This is a genomic window from Streptomyces hokutonensis (assembly GCF_042751305.1).
Taxonomy (GTDB): Bacteria; Actinomycetota; Actinomycetes; order Streptomycetales; family Streptomycetaceae; genus Streptomyces; species Streptomyces hokutonensis_A.
Window position 1 is genome coordinate 64,121 of record NZ_JBHYWD010000017.1, and the last position, 20,523, is coordinate 84,643.

Sequence of the window (20,523 nt, forward strand, 5' to 3'; positions counted from 1 at the left end):
CGGCGATCTTATCCAGCCGTTCCGGGGCCGACGCGAGGCGGACCGCCGTCCGGAACGACTTCGTTACCGAGCCGCACCACTTTGTTACCCGACCGCCACCCGTCCTTCGAGCGGCGCCTCCCGCAACGGCACCGGACGCGGTGCGACCGGCACCGGAGGATCCGGTTCGGACGGTTGGGACGGCTCCGGCGCGGCCTCCCCAGGCGCGCCCACCGTCCCGTCCCGAACCGGATCCCCCGGGCGTGTATCCCCCGTACCCCCTGTTTCCCCGATTACCCCAGGGGTCCCCCCGACCCCCGGGCCCCCGTTGTCCCCCGCCCCCCTGGGCACCGCGAACCGCACCACACCGCACGGCACTTCCCGTGTGGCGTACGGCAGTTGCAGCACCCCGTCCTCGCTCCACAGCCCGGCGCCCGCCAACCACCCCTCGGGCGCCGGGAGTTGGAGCAGCTGCCGGTCCGTGGGCCGCCAGACGCCGAGCCAGCTGCCGGCCGGCCCGTCGATGCGCAGCGCCACCCCGCAGTTCTCCGGCGTCAGCACCTGCCCCGGCTGGATCGCGAACGGTGTCACCGTGCAGTCCGGCACCCGCAGGCACTCCGGGAACCGCACCGGCAGCGTGGAGCCGATCACCCCCCAGCCCAGCCGCTCCTCCCGCCCGGGCGACGGCGCGTCCGAGCGGATGAGCAGCAGCCCGCTGTCGGGATCGGCCGCGAGCAGCCGGTCGTCGCTGTCCGCCGCGATCTGCAGCAGCGGCGACACCTCCCCGTCCCGCTCCAGGTCGACCACGATCGCCTTGGTCCGCCCGCCGACCTCCCGGTCGAGCGCCAGCATCCGCCCCGCCCGGTCCAGCCACACCCCGCCCGAACACCGCCCCGGCACCATCGCGAGATGCTCGGGCCCGAAGGCCCCGCCCGCCACCAGCCACACGGCCGTCGACCGCCGGCCCACGGCGAGGGCGTACGCCTTCTCGCCCCCCGGCGCCGGCGGCAGCAGTCGCAGCCGGGTGTCCGGGTCCGGGCACTCGATCGCGCCGAGCGGCAGCTCACCGGTGCCCGGGCCGGTCGGGTAGAGCAGCGAGAACGTGTGCCGCCCGTCGACCAGCCGCCGGATCAGCACCCGCCCGTCGCCCATCGGCTGCACCTCGCTGCCGGGCTCCTCCGGCTGGTTGCCGGGCAGCGGCACCGCGTACGGCTCGGGGCCGTCCAGCGTCCACCGCTCCGGGAACAGACACTCCCCGGCCGGCGCGAGGCGGGCCGCGTACGCCCCGTCCGCGGTGATCGCACACTGGGTGCCATCGGTCCGCGTCTCCCCGTCCTCGTCCGCCGCCGTGGGCTCGATCGCACAGGCCGTCATGGTTCGGTCACCTCCGGCGACGAAACTAGTTTTCGTACGTACGGACGTGGGACCGATGAGCATCCGGATCACACATAAGGGTGGCCAAGTAACGATTCGCCTGAGGAAACCGGGGCCGGTGTGCTGAACGGGGCCGTAGACCGTCTACGGCAGCTTCAGCGGTTCAGCCCCACAGTGCGGCCAGGTAGCCTTTGCCCGTGCCCCGTCAGCCCGTATCCCGTCAGTCCGCACCCCGTCTGTCCGAAGTCGTCGCCGCGCTGGAGAACCTGTGGCCCGCCGAACGGGCCGAGTCCTGGGACGCGGTCGGCACCGTCGTGGGCGACCCGGATCACGACGTCACGCGCGTGCTGTTCGCCGTGGACCCGGTCCAGGAGATCGTCGACGAGGCGGTGAAGCTGGGCGCCGACCTCCTGGTCACCCACCACCCCCTCTACCTCCGCGGTACGACCACGGTCGCGGCCTCCACCTTCAAGGGCCGCGTGGTGCACACACTGATCAAGCACGACATCGCGCTGCACGTCGCCCACACCAACGCCGACAGCGCCGACCCGGGAGTCTCCGACGCCCTCGCGGGCGCGCTCGACCTCCGTGTCGTACGACCCCTCGTGCCGGACCCCACCGACCCGGACGGCCGCCGGGGCCTCGGCCGGGTCTGCGAGCTGGACCACCCCCTGACCGTTCGCGAACTCGCCGCCCGCGCCGCCGAGCGCCTCCCCGCCACCGCGCAGGGCATCCGCGTCGCCGGCGACCCCGACGCCCTGGTCCGCACGGTCGCCGTCAGCGGCGGCTCCGGCGACAGCCTCTTCGACGACGTACGCGCGGCGGGCGTGGACGCCTTCCTGACAGCGGACCTCCGCCACCACCCGGTCTCCGAGGCCCGCGCCCACAGTCCTCTCGCGCTGCTCGACGCTGCGCACTGGGCCACCGAGTGGCCCTGGTGCGAGCTGGCCGCCGCCCAGCTCGACGAGATCTCCGACCGCGAGGGATGGGACCTCAGGGTCCACGTCTCCAAGACGGTCACCGACCCCTGGACCGCCCACGCGGCGTCCTCCTCCCACCCGTCGCCCACCACCACCCTTCCAACGAGCGCTTCGCGCCCCCCTTCCTCTTCTGACCCACTGGGAGCCCCCAACTGAACGCCGCGCCCGCCGACCAGATCCGACTTCTCGACGTCCAGGCCCTCGACGTACGCCTCCAGCAGCTCGCGCACAAGCGCAACTCGCTGCCCGAGCACGCCGAGATCGACGTGCTGACCAAGGACCTCACGCAGCTGCGCGACCTGCTCGTGGCCGTGCAGACCGAGGAGAGCGACTGCGCCCGCGAGCAGACCAAGGCCGAGCAGGACGTCGACCAGGTCCGCCAGCGCGCCACCCGCGACCAGCAGCGCCTCGACTCCGGTGCCGTCACCTCGCCCAAGGACCTGGAGAACCTCCAGCGCGAGATCGTCTCCCTCGCCAAGCGCCAGGGCGACCTGGAGGACATCGTCCTCGAGGTCATGGAGCGCCGTGAGTCCGCGCAGGAGCGCACCGCCGAACTGACCGAGCGCGTCGGTTCCGTGCAGGCCAAGATCGACGACGCGACCGCCCGCCGCGACGCCGCCGCCGAGACCCTCGACGCCGACGAGGCCAAGGCCGAGAAGGAGCGCGAGGTCATCGCGGCCACCATCCCGGCCGACCTCCTCAAGCTCTACGACAAGCTCCGCCAGCAGCAGGGCGGCATCGGCGCGGCCAAGCTCTACCAGCGCACCTGCCAGGGCTGCCGCCAGGAGCTCGCCATCACCGACATCAACGAGATCCGCGCGGCGGCCCCCGACACGGTGGTCCGCTGCGAGAACTGCCGCCGCATCCTGGTGCGCACGTCCGAGTCCGGTCTGTAAGTCCTTCAAGGAGCGTTCACGGTGCGGGAGTTCATCGTCGAGGCAGACGGCGGTTCCCGGGGCAACCCGGGACCCGCGGGCTACGGCAGCGTGGTCATCGACGCGACGACGGGGGAGACCCTGGTGGAGGAGGCCGAGTACATCGGCGTCGCCACGAACAACGTCGCCGAGTACCGAGGCCTGATCGCGGGCCTCCGCGCCGCCCACGCCCTGGACCCCACCGCCCGGATCCACGTCCGCATGGACTCCAAGCTCGTCGTGGAACAGATGTCGGGCCGCTGGAAGATCAAGCACCCTGATATGAAGCCCTTGGCGGCGGAGGCGGGTTCGGTGTTCCCGGTCGGGCAGGTGAGGTACGAGTGGATCCCCAGGGAGAAGAACAAGCACGCGGACCGCTTGGCCAACGAGGCGATGGACGCGGGCAAGCGCGGCGGGCAGTGGTCGGCGGCGGATTCGACGGCCGAACTGCGCAGCACGGGCTCGGCCGAGGTTTTTCAGGGGCGCAGCAGCCCCCAGCTTTCCAGCGCAGGCTCAGGTGATGCCCTTGAAGGGCGCGGGCCCGTGACACATGCGGCTCCGCCGGGCGGGAGCGACCAGCCCCCACCGGCCCGCACCGTGACTACCGTCAAAGCCGTCGCAGATGCTCGTGCCGCCCGCAACGTCGCCGCCCCCAGCGCAGGTTGGGCCCCCGCAGACATGGGCGCCCCCGCAACCTTCGTCCTCCTCCGCCACGGCGAAACCCCCCTCACCCCCCAGAAGCGCTTCTCCGGCAGCGGCGGCACCAACCCCTCCCTCTCACCCGTGGGCCAGGACCAGGCCGCCCGCGCGGCAACCGCGTTGGCGGCACGAGGGACCATCCAGGACATCATCGCGTCCCCCCTCACCCGCACCCGCGAGACCGCCGCGGCCGTGGCGGAGCGTCTCGGCCTCGACGTGACGATCGAAGAGGGCCTGCGCGAAACGGACTTCGGCGCCTGGGAGGGCCTCACCTTCGGCGAGGTCAGGGAGCGCTACCCGGACGACCTGACGACGTGGTTGGCCGATCCCACGGCCCAACCCACGGGCGGCGGCGAGAGTTTCGCGGCGACGGCGACCCGAATCGCCGCCACCCGCGACAAGTTGATCGCGGCCTACGCGGGCCGCACGGTCCTGCTCGTCACGCACGTCACGCCGATCAAGACGTTCGTCCAACTCGCCCTGGGCGCCCCGCCGGAGTCCCTGTTCCGCATGGAACTCTCGGCGGCCTCCCTCTCCGCGGTGGCGTACTACGCGGACGGCAACGCGAGCGTACGGCTGTTCAACGACACGTCCCACCTGCGCTGAGCGTCGCCGCCTCGCGGGCCAGCGCCTCGATCCGCCCCCAGTCCCGCGCGGCCAACGCGTCCGCCGGGATCATCCAACTCCCGCCCACACAGCCGACGTTGGGCAACGCCAGGTATTCCGGCGCGGAGTCGATCCCTATCCCGCCGGTGGGACAGAACCGCGCCTGCGGCAACGGCCCGGCCAGCGACCTGAGATAGGCCGTACCGCCGGCCGCCGCAGCCGGGAAGAACTTCATCTCCCGCACCCCGCGCTCCAGCAGCGCCACGACCTCCGACGTGGTCGACACCCCGGGCAGGAACGGCACCCCGGCCCCCCGCATCGACTCCAGCAGCAGCTCCGTCCACCCGGGGCTCACCAGAAAACCGGCCCCCGCCGCCACCGACTCCTTCACCTGCCCCGGAGTCAGCACGGTCCCCACCCCGACGACCGCCCCCGACACCTCGTCCGCGATGGCCCGCAGCGCCTCCAGTGCGGCCGGTGTCCGCAACGTCACCTCGATCGCCGGCAGCCCCCCGGCGACCAGTGCCCGCGCGAGCGGTACGGCGTCGGCCGCGTCCTCGATGACGACGACGGGCAGCACGGGAGCGAGATCGAGCAGCGAGGAGAAAGCCATGGAAGCCATGGCCTCATCCTGCCGAGCGGAAGCATTGTGCGCAAAGCTCATTGCGTAGAGTGCAACGCCCACGCGCCCCGGGAGTTGCTCAGTGAATCTCGTCCACCAGCACATCCAGCGACCAGGCCCGCCCAGCCTGCCCGGGCGCCTCGGCCTCCACCTCGTACCCCAGCCCCCGCAACGCGTCCACCAGCTCGGCCGGCGTCCCGGGCGCGGCCGACGCGCTCAGCAGACTGCGCACGATCCGCCCCTTCGTAGCCTTGTTGAAGTGGCTGACGACCTTCCGGGTCGGCGCGTGCAGCACCCGTACGGTCGCCGTCCGTCCCGCGATCTCGCCCTTCGGCTTCCACGCCGCCGCGTACGCGGAGGACCGCAGGTCGAGTACGAGCCCGTTCCCGGCGGCCTCGGGCAGTACGGCCGCCATCGGCGCCCGCCAGTGCGCGCCCAGCGCCCCGAGCCCGGGCAGCCGTACCCCCATCGAGCAGCGGTACGACGGGATCCGGTCCGTCACCCGCACCGCGCCCCACAGCCCGGAGAAGACGAGCAGCGAGCGCGCGGCCCGCTTCTTCGCGGCGGGTTCGAGGGAGGCCAGGTCGAGAGCGTCGTAGAGGACACCGGTGTAGATCTCTCCGGCGGGCCGCGCCCCGGCGGTCCGGAGGTCGACGTTCTTCGCGATCTCGCCGCGCAGGCCCTCGCTCAGCCCGAGTACCTCGCGTGCCTTGTGCTCGTCGGCCGCGCACAGGTCGACGAGTTCGTCGAGTACGGCCGCGCGGGCGTCGGCGAGTCCCGGCAGCGACAGCGATTCCGGCTTGAGCGGGGCACCGCGGCCGGAGGAGGCCTTGCCTTCGGAGGGCGGCAGCAGGACGAGCACGGTGGGTATCTCCTTACGGTGGGTGCTGCGCCAGCGTAAAGGGTGCGGCCGGGCGGATTGTGCCTACGCTCGTGTCATGCCCCGCCGCCGCATCAGGGTGACCGGCACCCCCGAAGCCCCGCTCCGCGCCGCCCTCGCCGCGCTCCGCACCGAACTCGGCGTACCCGAGAGCTTCCCGCCGGAGGTACTGGCGGAGGCGGAGCGGGCAGCCGCGGCGCCGCTGCCGCAGGTACCGGACGTCACGGACATCCCCTTCTTCACCGTCGACCCGCCCACGTCCATGGACCTCGACCAGGCGATGCACCTGTCCCGCCGGGGGACCGGCTTCCGGGTCCGGTACGCCATCGCCGACGTCGCCGCCTTCGTCGTACCCGGCGGAGCACTCGACGCGGAGGCCCACCGCCGCGTCACCACCCTCTACTTCCCGGACGAGGAGACCCCGCTGCACCCGCCCCTGCTCAGCGAGGGCGCCGCGAGTCTGCTGCCGGACGTGACCCGGCCGGCGGTGCTGTGGACGATCGACCTGGACGCGGACGGCCGTACGGTCGCCGTCGACGTCCACCGGGCGCTCGTCCGCAGCCGGGCCAAGCTCGACTACGCGACCGTGCAGCGACGGATCGACACGGGCACCGCCGAGGAACCGCTCGCGCTGCTCAAGGACATCGGCGAGGCGCGCGAACGCCTGGAGGTGGAGCGCGGCGGCATCTCCCTCAACGTGCCCGAGCAGGAGATCGTCGAGCGCGACCGCACCTACGAACTCGCCTACCGCGCCCCGCTCCCCGCCGACGGCTGGAACGCCCAGATCTCCCTGCTCACCGGCATGGCCGCCGCCGACCTGATGCTCGCGCACGGCACGGGCGTCCTGCGCACCCTGCCCGCCGCCCCCGACGGCGCCGTGGGCCGCCTGCACCGCACCGCGCACGCCCTGGGCATCGACTGGCCGCACCACGTGTCGTACGCCCAGCTCATCCGCTCCCTCGACCCGCACCTCCCGCACCACGCGGCCTTCCTCCAGGAGTGCACGACCCTGCTGCGCGGCGCGGGCTACACGGTCTTCAGGGACGGCGACCTCCCGGCCATCACCACCCACGCGGCGGTGGCCGCCCCCTACACCCACTGCACGGCTCCGCTACGACGCCTGGCCGACCGCTACGCCGCCGAGATCTGCCTCTCTCCCGCGTCCCCGCCCGCCTGGGTCCTGGCCGGCCTCGACGCGCTCCCCAAGCAGATGGCCGACGGCACCCGCCTCGCGGGCACGGTCGAGCGCGAGTGCGTCGACATCGTCGAGGCCGCGCTGCTGAAGGACCGTGTCGGCGACCTCTTCGACGGCTATGTGGTCGACGTGGACGAACATCAACCCGCCGTGGGAAAGGTGCAGTTGGACTCCCCGGCCGTCGTCGCCCGCCTCGAAGGCGGTGCGACTCCGCTGCCACTGGGGGAGCGGCTGCGGGTGCGGCTCACGCAGGCGGACCCGGGGACGTCGAAGGTACGGTTCGCGCCATGGGACCAGTGGAAACGCTGACGCTACGGCAGGGTCAAGCGCCGGCCGGTGCGCCGAACCACAGCCGCAGCGCGTCCGAGGGATCGCCGTCGGCGCCGTCCGTGTCCGCCGCCCACGCGGTGAACCCGTCGGGCCGCACCAACAGCCCGGCGAGCTCCGGCCGCCCGGGGCAGGAGCCGGTGAGGACGTCCACCACACCCTCGTAGCCGTCCGCGCGGGCCCGGAGTTTCGGGTCGTCGGCGAGGTCGAGGAGGAGGGCGCGGCCGTTGTGGAGGTGGTCGGCGAGGCGGGTGCCGTCGGCGAGTTCGAGGTCGGGGGCGCTGCGGCCGGTCAGCGGGTGGTCGCCGGGGAGGTCGTAGTGCTGCCAGACACCGGAGATCCGCTTCACGAGATACGTCGTCCCGTCCACCGTCCCCGCGAGGTCGGTGACCACCGAGCGCAGGGCCCGGGAGTGCGGCTCGGGGCGCATCACCGCGATCTGGGCGCGCGTCCAGTCGAGCACCCAGGCGCCGATCGGATGCCGCTCCGCCGTGTAGGTGTCGAGCAGCTCGACCGGTGCTTGGCCGCGCACCACCAGGGCGAGCTTCCAGCCGAGGTTCATCGCGTCCCCGACACCGAGGTTGAGTCCCTGCCCGCCGAACGGCGAGTGGACGTGCGCCGCGTCGCCCGCGAGCAGCACCCGGCCCGCCCGATAGGTCTCCGCCTGACGGCAGTTGTCGGTGAACCGGGTCGAGGAGTGCACCTTGTGCACGGTGACGTCGACGCCGGTCACCCGGCGCACGCTCGCCTGCAACTCCTCGGCGGTGACGGGGGATTGACGGTCGGCGGGCGGCCCGTCGAACTCGACGGTGAGGATCCGTCCCGGCAACGGACCGAAGGCGTACGTCCCCACGTCGGTGGTGTTCCAGCCGCCGCTGAGCGGCTCGGTGCCGGTCATGTCGGCGATGGCCTGGTAGCCGGTGATCTCCGGTGCGGTGCCCGGGAATTGAATCCCGGTGAGCTTGCGCACGAGACTGCGGCCACCGTCGCAGCCGACCAGCCAGCCAGCCCGGACGGCGTACGGCGCGGAACCGTCCGTGGGAGCGAGGCGGACCGTCACCCCGTCCTCGTCGGTGTCGAAGCCGGTCAACTCGACCTGCCTGCGCACCTCGACGCCGAGTGCGTCGGCGTGCCGGCCGAGCAGCCGCTCCAGCGGGGCCTGCGGGACGAGCCCGACGCGGTCGGCCGGGCCGAGACCCGCGAAGGCCGGGTCCGACTCGTCGAGCAGATCGGCCCGCAGCATGATCCCGGAGAAGTGCCCGGCGAACTTGGGCGGCGGCACGGGGTTGTTGCCGCTGTCGGTGTCGCCGTCGCCGTGCGTCCGCGTGAACTCCTTGAAGCGGTTCATCGCCTCCTGGTGTATCCCGGTCAGCTCGGGGAGCAGCCCGCGCCGGTAAAGAGCCACGGTGGTCGTAGAGTTGAGGCCGCCGGCCTTGATGGTCTCGTCGACCTCGGCCAGCCGCTCCACGACCAGTACCCGGGCCCCGCCGAGGGTCAGCTCGGCGGCCAGGAGCAGGCCCACGGGACCGGCTCCGGAGACGACGACGTCGTAGTTCGTTTCGGTGTTCTGAGTGTTCTCGATGTCCATGACTAAGAGTGTAGTCACTAAAAAATTATGTTCGCTACACTGTTCTCATGAGCGATGGTGAGCTCTCGCTGAGAGAGCGCAAGAAGCGGGCGACCCGGCAGCGGATCTCGAACGTCGCCACGGCCCTGTTCAAGGAGCGCGGCTTCGACGGGGTGTCGGTGGCGGAGGTAGCACGCGCAGCCGATGTCTCCACGATGACCGTCTTCAACTACTTCCCGCGCAAGGAGGACCTGTTCCTCGACCGCATCCCGGAGGCGGTCGAGGTGCTCAGCGGCGCGGTACGCCACCGCGCCCCGGGCGAGACCCCGCTCGCCGCACTCCGTCGCCTCACGCTCGAACTCCGCGACCAGCAGCACCCGTTGGCCGGCCCCAATGACAGCTTCCCGGCCTTCTGGCAGGTCGTGGTCGACTCACCGGCCCTGCGCGCCCGGGCCCGCGAAGGCCTGGAGGAGATCGAGGACGCCCTGTCCGACGCCCTCGCCGAGACCGCCCCGGACACCCCCGACCCCGCCCTGACCGCGGCCCTGATCGTCGCCGCGTACCGCTCGGTGTACGTCACCACCGCGCGCCGCCTGCTCGCGGGCGAACGCGGGGAGGCGACGGCCGAGGACCACCAGGCCCGGATGAACGCGGCCTTCGACATCCTGGAGCGGGCGCTGACCTGGGCATAGCGTGTGTCCCCGCCGCGTTGCACTCTTGAGGAAAGGGGGTGCCACTGGTGAACGCACGCGAACAGGCCCTGTGGACGAGGGCGAGACTGGGCCACTGCGGCCCGCCGCTCGACCTCCTGACGGCCCGCTTCGACCGGCACGTGTACGCCCCGCACGCCCACGAGGAGTTCACGATCGGCGTCTGCGTCGACGGCTCCGAACTCATCGACTACCGCGGCGGCCACATCCGCACGGCCCCCGGCTCCATCGTCGTACTCGCCCCCGGCGAAATGCACACCGGCGGCCCCGGCAGCACCACGGCCGGCTACGCCTACCGCGCCCTCTACGCCGACCCCGCACTGCTGACCGACGGCACCCTCGGCGGCGTCCCGCACTTCCGCGAACCGCTCCTCGACGACGCCGAACTCGCCCGCGCCTTCCGCCTCGCGCACACCGAACTCAGCGCCTGCCCCGACCCGTTGGAGGCCGAGTCCCGCCTCCCGTGGCTGCTCACGGCCCTGGCCCGCCGCCACTCGACATCCCGCCCGGCACCGGACCTTCTCGTCGGCGCGGCCTGGGTGGCCCACGCGGTACGGGACCGCCTCGCGGACGAACTCCTGACCCCGCCGTCGCTCTCGTCCCTGGCGGCGGACTTCGACCTGTCCCGCTACCAACTCCTCCGGGCCTTCCGTACGACGATGGGGATACCGCCGTACGCCTGGCTCGCCCAGTACCGGGTCACCCGGGCCCGAGCCCTGCTGGAGGCGGGCGGGCGCCCCGCCGAGGTCGCGGTCCAGGTGGGCTTCGCCGACCAGGCGCATCTGACCCGCTGGTTCCGGCGGGTGCTCGGGGTGACCCCGGCGGCGTACCGCAACAGCGTTCAAGACGCCCGATGAGGCGGCGGCGCATCCTCGCCGTATGACTGCACGCGGCTGGTTCCTGTTCTCCCTGATGGGAGTGGTGTGGGGCATCCCCTACCTGATGATCAAGGTGGCGGTGGACGCCCCGTTGTCCCCGTCCATGGTCGTCTTCACACGCTGTGCCCTGGGCGCCGTACTCCTGCTCCCGTTCGCGCTACGACAGGGCGGCCTGACCCGTATGGTCTGGTCGCACTGGCGCCCGATGCTGGCCTTCGCGTGCATCGAGATCATCGGCCCGTGGTTCACGCTGACGGACGCGGAACGGCACCTGTCGAGCTCTACGGCGGGCCTGCTGATCGCGGGCGTACCGATCGTGGGCGTGCTGATGGCACGCTTGTTCGGCGACGCGGAACGGTTGGGCGCCAGGCGGGTGGCGGGTCTGGCGCTTGGCCTGTCCGGGGTCACGGTCCTCACGGTCCCGCATCTGACGGGCGGCGACGCGCGCTCACTGGCGGAGGTGCTGCTGACGGTGCTCGGTTACGCGACGGCGCCACTGATCGCGGCGCGCTACCTGAAGGACGTCCCGACCCTCCAACTGACGGCCCCCTGCCTGGCGTTGGCTGCGCTGGTCTACGCCCCGGCGGCGGCGCTGACGTGGCCGTCCACGGTCCCCTCGCCCCAGGTACTGGCGTCCCTCGCCGGCCTGGGCGTGATCTGCACGGCGGTGGCCTTCGTGGCCTTCCTCGAACTGATCAAGGAGGTCGGCCCGACCCGCTCGACGGTGATCACCTACGTCAACCCGGCGGTCGCGGTGGCGGCGGGGGCGCTGTTCCTGGGGGAGGACCTGACGGTGGGCATCGGAGTGGCGTTCACGCTGATCCTGGCGGGGTCGGTGCTGGCTACGGCGGGGCCGGGTAGGGGCGGATCGGACGTCGGTCGGCGGGGCCGCGCCCGCCCGGTAGCATGGTCGACACGGCAGACGAGCCGGGCGGACGGCCGCGTGGAGTGCCCCTAGCGGGAACTCCCCGAGGAACGTCCGGGCTCCACAGGGCAGGGTGATGGCTAACGGCCACCCGGGGTGACCCGCGGGACAGTGCCACAGAAAACAGACCGCCGGGGCTGCGCTCTTGAAAGAGGGCGCTCCTCGGTAAGGGTGAAACGGTGGTGTAAGAGACCACCAGTGCCCAGGGTGACCTGGGCAGCTAGGTAAACCCCACCCGGAGCAAGGTCAAAAGGAGCCGCCGCTTCGAAAGAGGCGTGGCTCTGCGCGGACGTTCGAGGGCTGCCCGCCCGAGTCCGCGGGTAGACCGCACGAGGCCGGTGGCAACACCGGTCCTAGATGGATGGCCGTCGCCGGGGGGATCGTGAGGTCCCTCCGGACACAGAACCCGGCGTACGGCCCGGCTCGTCTGCCGGCGGGGCTCTGACCTGGCCTTATGGGATGGTCGGGGCCCTTTCTCGTGTCCGGGGCTTCCTGCTCTCATCGTGGCCGGGATCGCCGCCCACGCCCCTTACGTACACGCGGGAGTTCGCACTGCGGGGCGGCGCCGCACGCGCAACCCCTGTGGTTTCACGGGGCAGTTGGTGCTGGAAGGGCCGCTGTGCCGCAATGGACTGTTCCACCGCGCACAACCTTCTGGAAGGCCGCCGGTCTGAAAGGACACACACCTACGCGAGCTACTGGGGGGTAGTCATGCGACGGATAGGTACTGCACTGGCCGCGACATTGCTGGCGGGCGGCGGCCTGTTGGCCGGCACGGTTCCGGCGGTGGCCGCGCCGACGGCCGTGGACTGTGCCGTGACGTGGGGAAGCCTGGACAAGACCGGTGACTCGGTCGGCAACAGGCGACTGACCGACGTGAGGACCGGGCAGCACGAGTGCTTCGACCGGCTGGTTTTCGACGCCCAGGGCACGGCGGCCGACCCGATCGGCTACACGGTCCACTACGTCGACGTACTGCACCAGGACCCGAGCGACGTCGTGGTTCCGATCAAGGGCGGAGCCATTCTGGAGATCTCGCTGTTCTCCTCGCGCTACGACCCGGGGACCGGACAGCCCTACCCGCCGCTTCCGTCCGTCGACGTCACCGGGTACCGGACCTTCCGGGAGTTCAAGATCACGGGCGGCTCCGAGGGATACACCCAGGCCGGACTGGGCGTCCGCGCCCGGCTGCCGTTCCGGGTCTTCCAGACGGCCAACCATCTCGTGGTGGACGTGGCTCACACCTGGTGATCTGTCAGCCCGCCGAGCGGGAAGTCCGGTGGAAGCAGGGGCGCTGCCAGGGCGGTGATTTCCGAGAGTTCCGTGCGGTGGTGCGGGAGTAACGCCCACACTCGGCGCTGCACGGCCGCGAACCGGGCCGCTTCGGTGTTCGTGTAGGGGCGTTGCCGCTCCCTTTCCAGGATGGCGGCGGTACCACCTTGCCGGTTCCGCGGCGCGCGAACGTTCCGGTCGGTCACCGTGACGGTGTGCACTGCCGGATGGCGGTCGAGGGCCGGTGCGAGTGCGGTGAGCGCTCGGTAGCACCGGTCGTGCCCGTGGGGGGTGGTGAAACGGGAGGGCAGTCCTTGTTCCAGGCCGAGGGCGAACCGGTGCGCTGTGCCCTGGCGGCTGTCGGCCGCGCCAAATGGCCCGCTACTACCTGGCCAAAGCCCACCGTGACCTCGGTGACTCAGCCGCCTCCCTAACAGGGATGCAGCAGGTCGCCGACGGCGGTGGCCGCCTCGCCCCCGCCGCCCGCCGCGGACTGGCCCACCTCGCCCGCCTGGCCGGCGACTTCCCCGCCGCCCTGACCGTTGCCGAGACCCTGGGGTGGGCCGGCCGGCGAAACCGCGTACTCGGCGACATCCACTGGCCTCAAGGCGACATCGCACGAGCGGCCGACGACTACGAACATGCCCGCAACGATGCCGACCAACGCGGTATCACGGGAGAACGCGCAACCGCCCAGGCACACCGCGCACTTGTACTGGCCTTCGTGGACCCCACGGCCGCGGACGGCGAAATCGCCCTCGCCCACCAGTTCCTGACCGACCTCACACTCCACGCCACCACCCTGACCCTCGGCATCGCCACGCTCATCCGCGACGCGGGCCGCGGCCCGGACCTCGACGAACGCGCCCAGGCTCTGCGTGCCGAGACCGAGACCGCCGGGCTGACTTCTCTCCTCCCCCTGCTTGAGCTCGCCGTCTGCTTCCACCACGCCGTCCGCGGCGACGACGGACCCCTTGCCGCCGCCATCCACCGACTGCGCAGGATCACCAACGACGGCGATCACGCCTACCTCGCGGACATCGCCTGCTTCATGGACAACCGGCCGATCACGCCAGGCGGCCACCCTGTCCGGTGGTTGGAGAACGAGGAGACCATCCGCCGACGCTGGCGCGGGTTCGTCACCGACAGACGTGGCACTTACTGGGTGTCTCGCCCCTAATTCCGCAGGCCAGGTAGCGAAGACGGGCGGCACGTACCTGCTGGCCTACCGCTTCACCCCAGGCCGACGAACCGTCGGATCAGGATGCCGCCGCCCCGGACGGGGCAGCGGCATTGAGTTCCCACCTTGATACAGGGCGTCATGCCCGTGGTTGTGCCTGGCGTTCGCGAAGGATGGCAACGCCGTCTCCATCGAGCGCATCGAGGTAGGACACGCGACCGGCCATCGCCATGATCAGGGCCAGGGTCGTGCCGGACACGCGTGGCCCCTCGCCGGTGGTGAAGGGGCTGTCGGTGGCGGTCAGGCGCAGTTCGCGGATGCGGGTCTTGGTGAAGACGGGCAGATCGGTGCGCTGGTAGTAGTCGGCCAGGGTGGTCAACGTGCGGACGGGGTAGTCGCGTTCGATGCCGAGCGGCCGGCGGATGTCCTCGCCGTGCACGATGGTCTCGCCGAGCATGGCCACGGTCGAGGGGATCGGCTTCGTCGTGCGGGTGGTCACTCGGCGGAACCGGTCGAGCGTTTCGGCAGGGGTAGCGCCCAGCTGTTCGGCCAGCCGCATGGCGACCTGCTTGTCGAAGTCGAAGCGGCAGCGGATCACGCCCGCCATCCACCGGACCGGGTTGAGGCCGGCCGCCGAGGTCAGGTGCGCGAGCACCTCACGAACGGTGAGCCCCTCGCACAGCGACGGGGTGCCCCACTGATGGTCGGTCAGCTGCGCGAGGTCGGCGGCCAGGGCGGTCCGCTCGGTGTGGATCAGTGGCCAGGTTCCGGTGGCGGGTGTCGTCATGGGCGTGGTGCTCCTGTGCGGTGGTCGGGCGGGCAGGGGACCGGTCAGCGGCTGATCAGGCCGACGAGGTTGCCGTCGAGATCGGTGAAGACGGCGATGCGGCTGGCAGGCGTGTCGGTCGGGGAGAGGATTCGGGTGGCGCCGAGCCGCTCGGCGCGGGCGAGCGCGGCATCGACGTCGTCGACCGGGAAGTAAGCGACGAGCCCGGTGTACGGGCTGTCCGGGCCCGCCTGCCCGACCCCGCCGGTCGGTCGGCCGTCCTCGTCGCCGACCAGGGCGTAGGTGTCGTCCAGCACGTGGACCGGCCAGCCGAACAGCTCCTGGTAGAAGCGGCGGGCGCGCAGCGCGTCGGGAGTGGAGATGTCGAACCAGGCGGCACTGCTCATCGGGGTCTCCTCGGGGTGTGAAAAACGATCGGTCGAAGAGGTGACTCCCGCAGTGGGGCAGAATCGTCCCTCGTGGGCGAGGAAATTTCGGCGGGATCCGCGACGGGCGACCTGGCCAGGGCGCGCGAGGGGGACGACGCCGCGTTCACCCGACTGGTGGCGCCGCTGCGCCGCGAGCTGCACGCGCACTGCTACCGGATGCTCGGGTCGACCCACGACGCGGACGATGCACTGCAGGAGGCGCTGCTGCGGGCCTGGCGGGGCCTGGACCGCTTCGAGGGGCGTAGTTCACTGCGCGCCTGGCTGTACACCGTGGCCACCCGCACCTGCCTGGACGCCGTCGACCGGCGCGGCAGGCGGGCGATGCCTATCGACCTCGGCCCGGCCAGCGACCACGCGATGGTCGACGCCACCCCGCTGACCGAGGTCGCCTGGCTGGGGCCCTACCCCGACGCGGGCCTGCCCGCCGGCCCGGCCGGACCGGCCGCGCGGTACGAGCAGCGCGAGGCCGTCGAACTCGCCTTCGTCGCGGCCGTGCAGCATCTGTCAGGCAACCAGCGGGCCGCGCTGCTCCTGTTCGACGTGCTCGGCTTCTCCGCCGCCGAGATCGCCACCATGATGGACACCTCCACCACCTCGGTGAACTCCGCGCTGGCCCGCGCCCGTCGACTGCTCGCCGAGCGGGTCCCGGCGCGCTCGCAGCAGCAGACCCTGCGCAAGCTCGGCGACGCCCGGGTCCGCGAGACCGTCACCGCCTTCGCCACCGCCCTGGAAAGCGGCGACGCCGACGCCCTGGTCGCCCTGCTCACCGAGGACGTCGCCTGGTCGATGCCGCCGCTGGCCCAGTGGTACCGGGGCCGGGCCGCCGTCATGGACTTCGCCGTTGAGGTCCCGCTCACCCGCTGCCCGAGCTGGCGCTACCACCTCACATCCGCGAACGGCCAACCGGCAGTGGCCTTCTACGTGGGCACGAGCCGGTCGGCCCCGCACCTCGCGTGGTCGATCACGGTGCTGACCCTGCGCGGCGAGCTCGTCGAAGGCCTCACCTCGTTCCTGGGCGCGGAGCACGTGCAGCGGTTCGGGCTGCAGACGGAGTGGGCTTGAGCCAACGTCAGCCCCCGAGGCCCCCAGAGTGTGGCTACGGCCGGGACCATGGACCATGGAGGCCAGACGACGGCGTTTCCCATTCTGAAACGATCAGTTAGCCCGCACGGGCACGGGAGGCCGGATCCCCGACGATGTGGTGATGCGCGGTAGGGGTTGTTGGCGGGCGTACCGTGGCTGGCCTGGTCGGTGTGACGGCAGCGAGCCTTGAAGATCTTGGCCTCTTTGTTGTCGGCTCGGTGGACGAGGCGGTGTTCGTCGTCGATCCGGTGCGACCGGTAGCCGGAGAGGTCCCCCGCAGCCGCCCCCGCGGCGCCGGTACTGGCTCTGATAGGGGTCGGCATCAGCGCGGTCGTGGCAGTCGACGCGTGCGTCGCCGACCCCATCAGCCTGGGCTGTGGCAACGCCCTCGTCGGCGTGGCGACCGGATTCGTTCCGATGTTGAAAACCGGTGAGGCCCTGGAGGCCATCACCACTATCGGCAGCAACGCCAGCCGGGCCGGGGGAGCGATCGCAAGCGGCGCGCGCAGCGCCTGGCGGGGCGTCAGCGGCCTGTTCGGCGGCTGACGCACAGGTCCCCGTCGTTCCCCTCGGGGGGTGCCTGAAGCGCCCTCCGAGGGGACCGATCCGCAGGAGAGAATGAGGAAATGACGAAGAACCTGGAGCGCATCAGCCTCTGGTGGGACCGCCGGGTCATGGGCGGCCTGCTCGTCGCGGTCCTCCCCGTGACGGTGGTCGTCGCGGCGGCCGGGTCGATGCCCGAAGTGAGCGTGGTGAAGGTCTCGCTGCTTCTCGCCCTGTGGTGCGTGATCGTCTGGGCGGCGCGCACACAACTCGTGCCGTCCGCGTCCGTGAGCGCCTCCGCCCTGGTGGTCCGCAACCTCTACAACACCTACGAGATCCCCTGGCAGACACTGACGGGTATCGACTGGGAACCCCGCTCGGGCGTGCTCTCCCTCGAACTGGCCGACGGCCGACGGGTTCCGGTCCAGGCGTTCAGCCGCTGGCCCTCCTTCGGCCGCCACCGGAAGGTGATCGCGACCCTGGAGGAGGGGCGTCGTCTGGCGGCGGGTTCGGCGGAGGACGAGGTGCGTGTCACCGATGTCTCCGGGATCACCGAGTTCCTCTTGGCGCTCTGCTTCGGGGCCGCCCTGGTGGCACTCCTGATCGAGGGTGTCATCGCGCTCGTGTGAACGGCTTGAGTCCCAACAGGGTCTTCCTGAAACCCTGTTGACCCCTGCGCGGAAGGTCGCCCCGATGATCGTGCCCCGCGGACAACCGCGGTAGCGGAAGCCCATCCACCGCTACCCCGCGCCCCCGCGGAACGCCCCAGCCACCACCGGCACCAACTGCCGCTCCAATCGCTCGGCGGGCATGGCGGCCAGTTCGCTGCCGATGGGCGTCAGGGCGAGCCAGTTCAGCAGGCCGGCCGCGCAGCGGGTACGGAGGACCAACTCCTGCTCGTCGACTCCGGGGATGTTCGGCGCCAATACCCGCAGGACGTCCGGGCGGCCCTTCTCGAACTTGCCGGTCAGCCGCTCCTGGTCGACCTCTCGCGGGCCGCGCGGAACGCGCAGGAACTGAAGGACGTCTCCGCCGAGTTGTACGCGGCGACGCGCCGCCGGCTTCTGACCGGCCGGCTCGGGCCTTGACGTGACGACTGGATCCGGGGTCCGGAGCGCCCCCCGCGCGCCCCGGACCGTGGACCCCCCATCCCCCCGTCGTCATTCAGCTCCTGGGTGCCGGGCGGAGCGTGGTGGGTGTGCTGTGGGCGAGTGCCTCCGGCATATCGACCCCCGTCGACGCCACAGGTTCGCCCGAAGGCATGACCAGTGCTCCTGTTCCGCCAATGGGCACGCCCCTGTGCCCGGTAGGCTCCCGGCACAGACAGCTTCGTCGGTAATCGTGCCGGTCCGCAGGGGTCGGGTGTTGCCAGCGGGTATTTGGCAACACCGGTCGGCCGGCGTGTTGTTGGGGGGATGGTCATCGAGCACGACGGATTCGGCGCGGAGTTACGCCGGCGCCGCATCGCGGCCGGTATGTCGCTGAGTGAACTGGCCGGCAAGGTGTACTGCAGCCGCAGCTTTCTCAGCCGCGTCGAGAACGGACGCCGCAGGGCGTCCCTGGAGTTGGCCCAGCTGTGCGACGAAGTCCTGGGCGCCAAGGGCGCGTTGGCCGGCCTGGCACCACCACCCGGCACCGAAGTGCCGCCGAGGGCGGTTGGCGGGGAGACCGTCCGACTGGTCAAGTCCCCAGGGAAGAACGGCCGTTCGGCCCCGGCACAGGAACGGGCCGAGTTCCTGCGGCTGTTGCGGCGCGGTGATCTCAGCCATGCCGCCGGTGAGATGCGGGAGGCTGAGCGGTACTACACAGCCGCCTATCGCGGCGCCGCCGGCGACCCGAAGGCGCAGGCCGAGGCCGTGATCAGGCTGGCCCGCCGCTGGTCCGACCCGGGGCAGGTCGACCGTGAACTGATCCAGTCGATCAAGGGGTGCCTGGCAGCGCTGGAGGGTGACGCCGGCTCCGAGGCCACCGGGCTGCGGCTGCGGCTCGAAGCGCAGCTGGCGAAGAAGATGGCGCTGGCGGTCAGCCAGGACACCGCGGCCGGACTCGCCGGTCCCGCCGAGGGCGCCCGGCTCGCCGAGGACACCCTGCGCCGATTACCCGACGACGCCGACGACGAGGTGCGCTGCGAGGTCCTCACCGAATGCCGGTGGGCACGCTACGACTTCATGAGCGCCCCCGATTCACTGGACCTCTCCGAGCGGCTGCGCGAGGCCGCGGCGCGGCACGAGTCCGCATACTTCCGCGGCGAAGCGCTGATGGCCGTCGCCGTCGACCAGTTGCGCAACGGCCGGATCTTCAGCGCCCTGGCCACCGCCAACCAGTACCGCAAGCACGCGGCGGACACCCAGAGCGCCCTGGCCCGCTGGCAGCGGCACACCCTCGACGCCCTGCTCGACCTGTGGCACGGCCGGTTCGACGCCGCCGCCGAGTGGATCTTCGTGGAGTCGCTGAAGTTCATCGAACTCCTCCGCGCCGACTACGCCGTACCGGCGGACAACCTGACGCAGACCCGGCTCGGCCAGGCCTACTGGCTGCTGCGTCAACAGGGCCGACTGGCCGAGCTGTTCACCTCCGACCTGGCCGGCGACGTCGAGCGCCACGCCTACTTCCCCGTCTGGCGGGCCGGGCTGGCCCTCGCCCTGTGCGAGACCGGGCAGCACGCCGAGGGGGCGGACTTCTTCCTCGGCTGCGTCGCCGACGTCGACCGGTTCCCGCCGTCGGGCTGGGCGGTCCCCGCGCTCGTCCTGCTGGCGGAGGTCTGCGCGGCGCTGGACCTGGAGGGCGGATTCGAGGCCGAGTTGGCGCAGGCGGTGCCCTCGCTCCGCGCGCGCCTCGCGCCGCACGACGGCGAGCAGATCGCGCTGGGCGGCTGGCCCACCGTCCTCGTCGGCCCGACCGCCCGGGCCTGCGGGTTGCTGGCGCTGGCGGCAGGGGAGCCGGAGACCGCCCTCGACCACTTCCGGCAGGCGGCGGTCCCGGCCCGCTCCTCGCAGCCCGAACTCGCCCGCCTCCGCCTGGCCCAGGCCCGCGCGACGCGCCGGATGGGCGGTCCGGGCAGCGAGCCGCACGCGGTCCGGCTGCTGCGGGAGGCGGCGCGCGGGGCGGAGACGTACGGCATGACGTCGCTCGGGGCGCAGAGTCTGGCGTTGCTTGAGGAGCCGGGGCGGGCGTGAGCAACGACCGCGGAAACCGCTGGAGTTGGTGTGCGTGGACGATGTTTATGCTGTGAACTAGGTCACATTGGCGTCCGGCCCGGGCGCCCCGTCCGGCCGCTCCCGTAGCGCCCTCGGTGTCACCCGAACCGCCCTCTGCCCCGCACTTCACCCAGGGTAGTCAGCCAAAACGTCTTTGTGGGCGGATGGTTGGGCGGGCAGGCCGCCGGATTGTCTACGCGCATAGTGTACTGACCGCCCTAAACCGCTGTGCCTGGAGTGTTTGTGGGGTCCCTTGACCCGGGTCGGATGGCTCGGTTTCATAACTGACCAACTGCGCGGGGGGCTCGGGCGCCCGTCGGGAAACCGCAGCTCGTCATTGGCGTACGTGCCGTGCTACGCCGCCAACTTCCCAGTCT

At 71.7% G+C, this 20,523-nt stretch carries 19 protein-coding genes, 1 other RNA gene and 2 pseudogenes; 14 read left to right on the forward strand and 8 right to left on the reverse strand.

Annotation, left to right across the window (positions count from 1 at the left end):
* Window positions 1-84: 84 nt before the first annotated feature.
* On the reverse strand, window positions 85-1,353 hold the full coding sequence (locus ACFXC1_RS35455) for a hypothetical protein (RefSeq protein WP_381250790.1): 1,269 nt from the start codon (window positions 1,351-1,353) through the stop codon (window positions 85-87).
* A 197-nt stretch (window positions 1,354-1,550) separates the two neighbouring features.
* On the opposite strand from ACFXC1_RS35455, the gene ACFXC1_RS35460 reads away from it, so the two are divergent.
* Genes ACFXC1_RS35460 through ACFXC1_RS35470 form a run of 3 tightly spaced genes read left to right on the forward strand, consistent with a single transcriptional unit; the run spans window position 1,551 to window position 4,552 of the window.
* Window positions 1,551-2,489 (forward strand): Nif3-like dinuclear metal center hexameric protein, encoded by a 939-nt coding sequence (locus tag ACFXC1_RS35460; protein ID WP_381250792.1) that lies wholly within the window; start codon window positions 1,551-1,553, stop codon window positions 2,487-2,489.
* Window positions 2,486-3,229, forward strand: coding sequence for a zinc ribbon domain-containing protein (locus ACFXC1_RS35465; RefSeq protein WP_381251019.1), 744 nt, complete (start codon window positions 2,486-2,488; stop codon window positions 3,227-3,229). The genes ACFXC1_RS35460 and ACFXC1_RS35465 overlap by 4 nt, the downstream gene beginning before the upstream one ends.
* 21 nt (window positions 3,230-3,250) lie before the next feature.
* Window positions 3,251-4,552, forward strand: coding sequence for a bifunctional RNase H/acid phosphatase (locus ACFXC1_RS35470; protein ID WP_381250794.1), 1,302 nt, complete (start codon window positions 3,251-3,253; stop codon window positions 4,550-4,552).
* Here the strand turns inward: ACFXC1_RS35470 and eda are convergent.
* Together eda and yaaA are read right to left on the reverse strand one after the other, a co-directional pair.
* Window positions 4,527-5,174, reverse strand: a complete 648-nt coding sequence (gene eda, locus ACFXC1_RS35475) for a bifunctional 4-hydroxy-2-oxoglutarate aldolase/2-dehydro-3-deoxy-phosphogluconate aldolase (protein ID WP_381250796.1) — start codon at window positions 5,172-5,174, stop codon at window positions 4,527-4,529. The genes ACFXC1_RS35470 and eda overlap by 26 nt on opposite strands.
* 79 nt (window positions 5,175-5,253) lie before the next feature.
* Window positions 5,254-6,036 carry a peroxide stress protein YaaA gene (gene yaaA / locus ACFXC1_RS35480; protein ID WP_381250798.1) on the reverse strand — a complete coding sequence of 261 codons (783 nt, stop codon included), beginning with the start codon at window positions 6,034-6,036 and terminating at the stop codon, window positions 5,254-5,256.
* A gap of 76 nt (window positions 6,037-6,112) precedes the next feature.
* Here yaaA and ACFXC1_RS35485 point away from each other — a divergent pair, with 76 nt between their 5' ends.
* On the forward strand, window positions 6,113-7,558 hold the full coding sequence (locus tag ACFXC1_RS35485) for an RNB domain-containing ribonuclease (RefSeq protein ID WP_381250800.1): 1,446 nt from the start codon (window positions 6,113-6,115) through the stop codon (window positions 7,556-7,558).
* A gap of 13 nt (window positions 7,559-7,571) precedes the next feature.
* Here ACFXC1_RS35485 and ACFXC1_RS35490 read toward each other — a convergent pair whose 3' ends face one another.
* Window positions 7,572-9,164 carry an FAD-dependent monooxygenase gene (locus ACFXC1_RS35490; protein ID WP_381250801.1) on the reverse strand — a complete coding sequence of 531 codons (1,593 nt, stop codon included), beginning with the start codon at window positions 9,162-9,164 and terminating at the stop codon, window positions 7,572-7,574.
* A gap of 47 nt (window positions 9,165-9,211) precedes the next feature.
* Between ACFXC1_RS35490 and ACFXC1_RS35495 the strand changes: the two genes are divergently transcribed.
* From ACFXC1_RS35495 to ACFXC1_RS35520, 6 genes and pseudogenes are all read left to right on the forward strand, one after another.
* On the forward strand, window positions 9,212-9,835 hold the full coding sequence (locus ACFXC1_RS35495) for a TetR/AcrR family transcriptional regulator (protein WP_381250803.1): 624 nt from the start codon (window positions 9,212-9,214) through the stop codon (window positions 9,833-9,835).
* A 47-nt stretch (window positions 9,836-9,882) separates the two neighbouring features.
* The gene (locus ACFXC1_RS35500; protein WP_381250805.1) at window positions 9,883-10,710 is read left to right on the forward strand and encodes a helix-turn-helix domain-containing protein; all 828 of its coding nucleotides are present in this window, start codon (window positions 9,883-9,885) and stop codon (window positions 10,708-10,710) included.
* 22 nt (window positions 10,711-10,732) lie between these two features.
* A pseudogene (locus ACFXC1_RS35505) lies at window positions 10,733-11,515 on the forward strand (DMT family transporter); the annotation flags it as partial.
* A gap of 139 nt (window positions 11,516-11,654) precedes the next feature.
* Window positions 11,655-12,086: RNase P RNA component class A (rnpB, locus tag ACFXC1_RS35510), an RNA gene on the forward strand.
* A gap of 281 nt (window positions 12,087-12,367) precedes the next feature.
* Window positions 12,368-12,907, forward strand: a complete 540-nt coding sequence (locus tag ACFXC1_RS35515; protein ID WP_381250807.1) for an AMIN-like domain-containing (lipo)protein — start codon at window positions 12,368-12,370, stop codon at window positions 12,905-12,907.
* Between the two features lie 460 nt (window positions 12,908-13,367).
* Window positions 13,368-14,108 carry a YfgM family protein gene (locus ACFXC1_RS35520; protein WP_381250809.1) on the forward strand — a complete coding sequence of 247 codons (741 nt, stop codon included), beginning with the start codon at window positions 13,368-13,370 and terminating at the stop codon, window positions 14,106-14,108.
* A gap of 139 nt (window positions 14,109-14,247) precedes the next feature.
* On the opposite strand, the gene ACFXC1_RS35525 is transcribed toward ACFXC1_RS35520, so the two are convergent.
* Window positions 14,248-14,895, reverse strand: a complete 648-nt coding sequence (locus ACFXC1_RS35525; protein WP_381250811.1) for a maleylpyruvate isomerase family mycothiol-dependent enzyme — start codon at window positions 14,893-14,895, stop codon at window positions 14,248-14,250.
* Between the two features lie 44 nt (window positions 14,896-14,939).
* Window positions 14,940-15,281: a VOC family protein gene (locus tag ACFXC1_RS35530; RefSeq protein WP_381250813.1), complete on the reverse strand. Its 342-nt coding sequence runs from the start codon at window positions 15,279-15,281 to the stop codon at window positions 14,940-14,942.
* Between the two features lie 72 nt (window positions 15,282-15,353).
* On the opposite strand from ACFXC1_RS35530, the gene ACFXC1_RS35535 reads away from it, so the two are divergent.
* A complete protein-coding gene (locus tag ACFXC1_RS35535) occupies window positions 15,354-16,385 on the forward strand; it encodes a sigma-70 family RNA polymerase sigma factor (protein WP_381250815.1) in 1,032 nt (343 codons plus the stop codon).
* A 185-nt stretch (window positions 16,386-16,570) separates the two neighbouring features.
* Here the strand turns inward: ACFXC1_RS35535 and ACFXC1_RS35540 are convergent.
* Window positions 16,571-16,681: pseudogene (locus tag ACFXC1_RS35540) on the reverse strand (type II toxin-antitoxin system YoeB family toxin); the annotation flags it as partial.
* A gap of 58 nt (window positions 16,682-16,739) precedes the next feature.
* Between ACFXC1_RS35540 and ACFXC1_RS35545 the strand changes: the two are divergent.
* Both ACFXC1_RS35545 and ACFXC1_RS35550 read left to right on the forward strand, forming a co-directional pair.
* Window positions 16,740-16,952, forward strand: a complete 213-nt coding sequence (locus ACFXC1_RS35545; protein ID WP_381250816.1) for a hypothetical protein — start codon at window positions 16,740-16,742, stop codon at window positions 16,950-16,952.
* A gap of 80 nt (window positions 16,953-17,032) precedes the next feature.
* Complete coding sequence (locus ACFXC1_RS35550) at window positions 17,033-17,578, forward strand: PH domain-containing protein (protein WP_381250818.1); 546 nt, start codon at window positions 17,033-17,035, stop codon at window positions 17,576-17,578.
* A gap of 111 nt (window positions 17,579-17,689) precedes the next feature.
* Here ACFXC1_RS35550 and ACFXC1_RS35555 read toward each other — a convergent pair whose 3' ends face one another.
* Window positions 17,690-17,875: a hypothetical protein gene (locus tag ACFXC1_RS35555; RefSeq protein ID WP_381250819.1), complete on the reverse strand. Its 186-nt coding sequence runs from the start codon at window positions 17,873-17,875 to the stop codon at window positions 17,690-17,692.
* Between the two features lie 489 nt (window positions 17,876-18,364).
* Here ACFXC1_RS35555 and ACFXC1_RS35560 point away from each other — a divergent pair, with 489 nt between their 5' ends.
* Window positions 18,365-20,125: a helix-turn-helix domain-containing protein gene (locus tag ACFXC1_RS35560; RefSeq protein ID WP_381250821.1), complete on the forward strand. Its 1,761-nt coding sequence runs from the start codon at window positions 18,365-18,367 to the stop codon at window positions 20,123-20,125.
* The last annotated feature ends 398 nt before the right edge of the window (window positions 20,126-20,523 follow it).

What these genes read in the sequence shown, in the direction of transcription:
- ACFXC1_RS35455 (WP_381250790.1), bottom strand. Translation starts at nt 1,353, where the DNA reads ATGACGGCCTGTGCGATCGAGCCCACGGCGGCGGACGAGGACGGGGAG.
- eda (WP_381250796.1), bottom strand. Translation starts at nt 5,174, where the DNA reads ATGGCTTCCATGGCTTTCTCCTCGCTGCTCGATCTCGCTCCCGTGCTG.
- ACFXC1_RS35485 (WP_381250800.1), top strand. Translation starts at nt 6,113, where the DNA reads ATGCCCCGCCGCCGCATCAGGGTGACCGGCACCCCCGAAGCCCCGCTC.
- ACFXC1_RS35490 (WP_381250801.1), bottom strand. Translation starts at nt 9,164, where the DNA reads ATGGACATCGAGAACACTCAGAACACCGAAACGAACTACGACGTCGTC.
- ACFXC1_RS35495 (WP_381250803.1), top strand. Translation starts at nt 9,212, where the DNA reads ATGAGCGATGGTGAGCTCTCGCTGAGAGAGCGCAAGAAGCGGGCGACC.
- ACFXC1_RS35515 (WP_381250807.1), top strand. Translation starts at nt 12,368, where the DNA reads ATGCGACGGATAGGTACTGCACTGGCCGCGACATTGCTGGCGGGCGGC.
- ACFXC1_RS35520 (WP_381250809.1), top strand. Translation starts at nt 13,368, where the DNA reads ATGCAGCAGGTCGCCGACGGCGGTGGCCGCCTCGCCCCCGCCGCCCGC.
- ACFXC1_RS35525 (WP_381250811.1), bottom strand. Translation starts at nt 14,895, where the DNA reads ATGACGACACCCGCCACCGGAACCTGGCCACTGATCCACACCGAGCGG.
- ACFXC1_RS35530 (WP_381250813.1), bottom strand. Translation starts at nt 15,281, where the DNA reads ATGAGCAGTGCCGCCTGGTTCGACATCTCCACTCCCGACGCGCTGCGC.
- ACFXC1_RS35550 (WP_381250818.1), top strand. Translation starts at nt 17,033, where the DNA reads ATGACGAAGAACCTGGAGCGCATCAGCCTCTGGTGGGACCGCCGGGTC.
- ACFXC1_RS35560 (WP_381250821.1), top strand. Translation starts at nt 18,365, where the DNA reads ATGGTCATCGAGCACGACGGATTCGGCGCGGAGTTACGCCGGCGCCGC.